General features: G+C 40.4%; 7 protein-coding genes. All 7 read left to right on the top strand.

Annotated elements, in window-relative coordinates; translation table 11 throughout:
- The first annotated feature begins 171 nt into the window (after window positions 1-171).
- Window positions 172-1,194, top strand: coding sequence for a polyketide synthase (locus F6K27_RS32125; RefSeq protein ID WP_287300960.1), 1,023 nt, complete (start codon window positions 172-174; stop codon window positions 1,192-1,194).
- Between the two features lie 101 nt (window positions 1,195-1,295).
- Window positions 1,296-1,973, top strand: coding sequence for a phosphopantetheine-binding protein (locus F6K27_RS32120; protein WP_287279914.1), 678 nt, complete (start codon window positions 1,296-1,298; stop codon window positions 1,971-1,973).
- Complete coding sequence (locus tag F6K27_RS32115) at window positions 1,945-2,163, top strand: hypothetical protein (protein WP_287279912.1); 219 nt, start codon at window positions 1,945-1,947, stop codon at window positions 2,161-2,163. Before F6K27_RS32120 ends, F6K27_RS32115 begins: the two co-directional genes overlap by 29 nt.
- Entirely contained in the window at window positions 2,114-2,455 is a 342-nt protein-coding gene (locus tag F6K27_RS32110; RefSeq protein WP_287279910.1) for a hypothetical protein, read from the top strand. Before F6K27_RS32115 ends, F6K27_RS32110 begins: the two co-directional genes overlap by 50 nt.
- Window positions 2,456-2,458: 3 nt before the next feature.
- Entirely contained in the window at window positions 2,459-3,295 is an 837-nt protein-coding gene (locus F6K27_RS32105; RefSeq protein ID WP_287279908.1) for an acyltransferase domain-containing protein, read from the top strand.
- A 346-nt stretch (window positions 3,296-3,641) separates the two neighbouring features.
- Window positions 3,642-4,832, top strand: a complete 1,191-nt coding sequence (locus tag F6K27_RS32100; RefSeq protein WP_287300959.1) for a hypothetical protein — start codon at window positions 3,642-3,644, stop codon at window positions 4,830-4,832.
- Window positions 4,833-5,035: 203 nt separating this feature from the next.
- Window positions 5,036-5,949 (top strand): transposase (locus F6K27_RS32095; RefSeq protein WP_287279905.1); only part of this gene is annotated, 914 nt, incomplete at its 3' end.

Below are 5,949 nucleotides of genomic sequence, written 5' to 3'. Positions count from 1 at the left end.
TCCCTTGTTGCTACTACTCGCAAGCTGGGACCCTTGCTTTTTTGAATATGTACGCGATCGCATTTCTCAGACCAGAAATATTCCCTCTCTGGCAACTATTATTGACGATCGCTCTTCTATTAATTCCCTTGGCTGGTCTTGGCAGCTATCATAATTGCCTACCCCATCATATTGAGTGGATACGCAATTACTGAAATTCCTAGTTATCGTTGGGATTGGCGATTATACTATGATTCAAATCGCCATGCTCGCGATAAAGTTTATTCCAAATGGGGGGGATTTTTAGACGATGTTCCATTCGATCCCCTGGAATTTGGTATTCCTCCAAAGTCACTCAAATCCATCGAACCTCTACAATTGTTGACATTAGAAGCAGTGCTACGAGTTTTAGAAAATGCAGGGTATGCAAATCGTAACTTTGATCGGGAAAATACTAGCGTCATCTTGGGAGCTGGTGGAGGAATTGCTGATTTAGGTCAACAGTATGCCACCCGTTCGGAAATACCAAGGTTTGTCGGGGAAGTTACAGAACAGACAAAGGAAAGATTGCCAGAATGGACAGAAGAATCCTTTCCTGGGCTATTACTAAATGTGATTGCCGGACGAGTTACTAACCGTTTTAATTTTGGGGGCAGCAATTTCACTGTGGACGCTGCTTGTGCTTCCTCCCTAGCTACCATTGATTTAGCAGTTCAGCAACTGGAAACGGGGCGTTGTAATGTGGCAATTGCTGGGGGAGTAGATACCTGCCAAAGCCCCTTTGCTTACCTATGTTTTAGTAAAACCCAAGCTCTTTCTCCTCAAGGGAAAGCCCGTACTTTCGACCGGGAAGCAGACGGAATAGTTATTAGTGAGGGCATTGCAATTGTCGTTCTGAAGCGGTTGGCTGATGCTGAGAGGGATGGGGACCGAATCTACGGCATAATTAAAGCTGTTGCTAGTTCTAGTGATGGTAAAGCACTAGGGCTAACAGCTCCCCTTTCTACAGGACAACAGCGGGCGGTGAATCGTGCTTATCGCAAAGCCGGATTTTCTCCAAATACATTAGCTCTCTATGAGGCTCATGGAACTGGAACTGTCGCTGGCGATCGCGCTGAATTGGAGACATTGTTAAGGACATTAGTCACGAATCAGGCAGCGCCGAACTCCTGTGCTATCGGATCGGTCAAAACCCTAATTGGTCATATCCTTTAAAACCCACTGTAGCTAATCCTCAACCTGTTAAAGCTAAAGCCAGTCAACAGCCTCAACTCACTTCAGAACGGCTAGCAGCGTATCAAGCTTACCAAGAAACGATGCGCCAATTCCTCAATCTTCAAGAACAGGTTATGTATCAGTTTCTCTCAGGAACACAAGCACAGCCCTTAGCTCCTCCTGTATTGAATGCTCCAAAACATAATATATCCCAGGTTTCTAGCCCCACAATATCTCCCTTAAAAACGACTCCTACAGCTTCAGACTTTTCTGGAAATGCAAAAAGTTATAGCACTCAACAATTACATCAGGAGCCAGAACCAGAACCAAAACAAGATGTTAGAGTAGCAGATACTGTCAAGGATGTGCCAAAAGCACCAGAAATTCCGGTTACAGTTGCCCCACCCGCTCCATCTCCTGATATCATATCCTCTGCTTCTAGTCAAGTAGCTGTGACTCAACCCACCCAAGAGTCAACCCTAGACCGAGCTACCTTGGAACAAATATTGGTGAGCTTAGTGAGCGATCGCACCGGTTATCCTGCTGAAATGCTGGGATTGGAGCAAGATCTAGAAGCCGAGCTTGGTATTGACTCAATTAAACGGGTGGAAATCCTGGGTGCCTTGCAAAAGCAATTGCCTGGAGCGTTTGCCAATGGAATAAAAACTCAGATGGACAAGTTGACCAGGGTCAAATCCCTTAATAGTTTGGCTGAAACCATTTTAGGTATTGCGACACCCTTAGAAAAAAATGATAGCTTGGGAAAGTCTCCACGGTAGGATCGAAAAAATTCAGCAGGTGCAGCAGGTGATTGAGGCACAACCTCAAATTGATCTAGCCGGATTGGTTCGTACCCTTAATCCCCTACAGCGTCAGGGTCAAGAACGTTTAGCAGTTGTGGCTAAGAATTTATTCAGACTTGCAACGGAAACTGACTCTAACCCTAGAGAAACTGACTTCAGCCTCTGAGTCTTTCCCCAACCGAAATGGGATTTACTATGCAACAGGAGGCAATCTAGCCGAACAAGAGCGTATAGCCTTTTTGTTCCCTGGAGAAGGATCTCAATATCCTAATATGTTGGCAGACTTATGTTTACATTTTCCTATAGTGCGTTCTTGGTTTGACTTTTTAGATCAAACCTTTGCACCCTCCCGAGATATTCCTCCCAGTCATTTCATTTTTCCGCCTCCTACAAGTTTGACTCAGGCAGAGCAACAAATGGCTCAAAAACAGCTATTTCAGATGGATTTAGCTTCATAAACTGTGTTTACTGCCAATTTGGCGATGCACGAGCTGCTCAAACACCTAGGAGTCAAAGCGACTGTAATGGTAGGCCATAGTACAGGGGAAAATTCTGCCCTGATTGCCTCTGGAACAGTACGTCTCAACAGTCGTCACCTATTGGGAGAAAATATGCGCTATCTCAACTATATTTATCGAGCATTAGTTGCGGCTGATCGAATTCCGAAAGGGGTTTTGTTGAATGTAGGAGCGGTAGATATATCAGCTATTGATACCTTAGTTACTAAATATCAAGGACAGCTTTACCTGGCAATCAATAACTGCCCAAATCAAACGATTCTCTTTGGAGATGAAGAAATTATCCAAGATGTCCAAGAACGATTACAGAAATTTGGAGCTATCTGTACTCGTCTTCCCTTTGACAGAGCATATCATACTCCCCGTTTTGCACCGATTAGTTCTGCTTTTCGAGCATTTTACAACCGCTTAGAAGTTAGCCCTGGGGAGACAACTCTCTACAGTTGTGCGATCGCAGATCGGTTCCCGCTTGAACCCGAAGCTATTCGGGAGTTAGCAACCCAACAGTGGTCTGCTCAAGTTCGGTTTTCTGATACAATTGAGGCTTGCTATAAACAAGGAATTCGCACTTTTGTAGAAGTTGGACCTAACAGGAATCTTACAGGCTTTGTTCGAGATATTTTGCGCGAACACCCACATCTTGCTCTACCCAGTAATATTCAAAATCAGTCAGGGTTAACTCAATTAAACCATCTTTTAGCTAATTTATGGGTTCAAGGAGCTGATATCAAGCTGGATTATCTGTATCACAATAGTAGATTCAACTCAGGTCATCTATAAATCAAAATATATCCATCAACCCTATCATTTGCCACTATTCAATCCTAATTATCTGCTCAGAGGGCTGGCAAATTTGGGGTTTCCTTTCCGTCATTTTATCTATGCTATTTTTCCTCTTTTAGGTATAGCAATCCTAACAATTATCAATAACCGACATATTTTTTTGCAGGATATAAAAAACACCACTATTCCTCTTTCTGTGTTAGGTAAATTAGGAATAAATTTATTGACTATTAAATTTATAAGTAAGTTAATGGCTGGGATTGTATATACATATTATGGAGGAATCAGTTCAGTTGTAGGCATTAAATTTATATTCGGATTTTTTCCAGTATTCTATTTGGAAATGCCTAATCGATGGCAACTTCGCCATCAACAGTTACTTTGGATTTTTGCAGCACCTTTATTATCTCGACTGTTAATTTTTTCAATCACAATTTTGCTATGGTTTGGCTGGCGAACGACTCAACCAGAACTATCCGCTTTTTTTCTGATTTTGTCTCAAATTTCTCTTTTTAGTTTTGCTATTCATGGAAATCCATGCTGGAAATCTGATGGCTATTTTTGGTTATCGACCTATTTGCGATCGCCTAGATTGCTAGAAGATGCTAGTCTTGTAACTAATATGAGGTTAAAAGATCGCCCAATTCCATTCAGTTTGTCTGGGCATAAAATTTTCGCCTTACAAATTTATTCTGTAATGGTAATTTTGTTTTGGGTATTACTTCTGCTTGCAGTAGCTATTGGAGCTAAAATACTTATTCATAATTACCGAGGAATTGGAGCTTTAATCTTAGTTTTTATTATCAGTAGTATAGTGAGATGGTGGTTAAGAATGAATAAAAAAACAAATACTGAAAATACTGATTCTGTCACTCCTTCCAGAATTGTTCCTGATCTATCGCCATCAGTTCAACTTGCCCCTGGAGCAATTACTTTAAAAAAGAAAAATCATTCATTTAATTTTCTGACAACAACTCTTAAAATTGGATTTGTGATTGGAGCAGGATTTATTCTGTCTTTACCCTATCGATATCGTCCTGGAGGAGCGATTGAACTCCTAACCCATAAACAACGAGAAATTCAAGCAGATATTTCTGGCAGAATTACCAAAGTTAATATTGATGGAGGTGATGGAGAATGGATAGAAGCGGGGACTGTAATTGCTGAAATTGAACCATCTAGTCAACTTCATCGTGAAACTCCAACAGAAAATGATCTGTTAGTCAAACAAGAACAAATTAACCGTCAAAAAGCTGAAATTGAGAAAGCAACAGCTAATCTTAACCGTTTGTTGTCTACTCCTCGTCCTGAAGAAGTGAACATTGCTCAACAACAGTTACAAGTACAACAGCAACAATTAAAGGCTGTTGAAAGTCGCCTTGCTGTTGCTCAAGAAGATTTGGAGGTGAGCAAGCAGTTATTAAAGATTGAGACAGAACAATTAAAGGCTGTTGAAAGTCGATTAGAGATAGCTCAAGAAGATGTCAAGGTGGCTCAACAACGTTTAGAACTGGAGTTTAGACTAAATAGTTGAAGATACAATCAAAGAAAGGATTCAAAAAATTTAAACAATCAACAGATTTGAGAAACAAGATTTGAGATTAATTGAAGATTTTGGCAAATTGCCTACTAACTATCATACTATTTAGTATTACTTGTTTAACTTCTAATCCGGCAATTCTGTGGTAGGTAAATTTGAGGTAAAATCAGGCATTAAACAAAAATTATCTTGCCAAAATGCCTGATTACAAGTTAAAATCATTTCGTTCTCAAGTTTATCATCTATTGGGAAATGCAAGGGATGCTGTGTTTGAACTTGCTGATGCAGCAATCTTAACTCAAAATCCCAGTTCTTTAGCGGAATTATCTTTGTCTCCAGTATTTCGCCGACGATGGCATAGTGTTTACGAAGCTCTAGAAGACTGTCATCCGTCACGAGACAAATTGATGGAAGTTTATATCAACCAAATAGGGAAGAATCAAAGACCATTATTGGTAGGAGATCATAGTGCTTGGTTGCGACCTGACGCAGTTACCCTTCAAGAAAGAACTTATGAACATACTCCAGGTAGAATAGGAGTCAATAAACCTATAGGGGTAGGTTTTGGATATAGTACATTGGCTTACATTCCAGAAGAAAACGGTAGTTGGGCATTAAGTTTATTTAACGAGAGAATAAATAGTTATGATACTGCCATTAGTAAGTTAAGCGAACAGTTAAGAAAAGTTTGTTCTCACCTTGAACCAAGAGCTATAGTGGTTGTGGATAGTCAATATGGCTGTGCATCCTTTTTGAAACAAACTTTAGACATTCCTTGCGTACAATTAATGCGCTTAAGTTCCAATCGATGCTTTTATGGTGAACCAATTGGTTATGATGGTCGTGGCCGTCCTCGATTACATGGGGATAAATTTAAACTCAATGACCAGCAAACATGGAGAACAGAAGACCTGAAGGTGGAAGTGGAACATTCCAAACTAGGAAAGCTTCAGATCATAGCTTGGCATCAATTACATTTTAGACAACTTGCCCATCAAAAGTTGTCTGTAATTCGAGTTCAACAATTAGATTCACCCAAAAGTAAACCACTATGGTTAGGTTGGCATGGAGAACAAATACCCAACTTGATAGAAATAGTTGACTTATATCT

Origin of the sequence: Okeania sp. SIO2F5, from assembly GCF_010692685.1 — a bacterium.
Classification (GTDB): domain Bacteria; phylum Cyanobacteriota; class Cyanobacteriia; order Cyanobacteriales; family Microcoleaceae; genus Okeania; species Okeania hirsuta.
The sequence above is the reverse complement of the archived record's forward strand: the minus strand, read 5'-3'. Positions and strand labels throughout refer to the sequence as shown.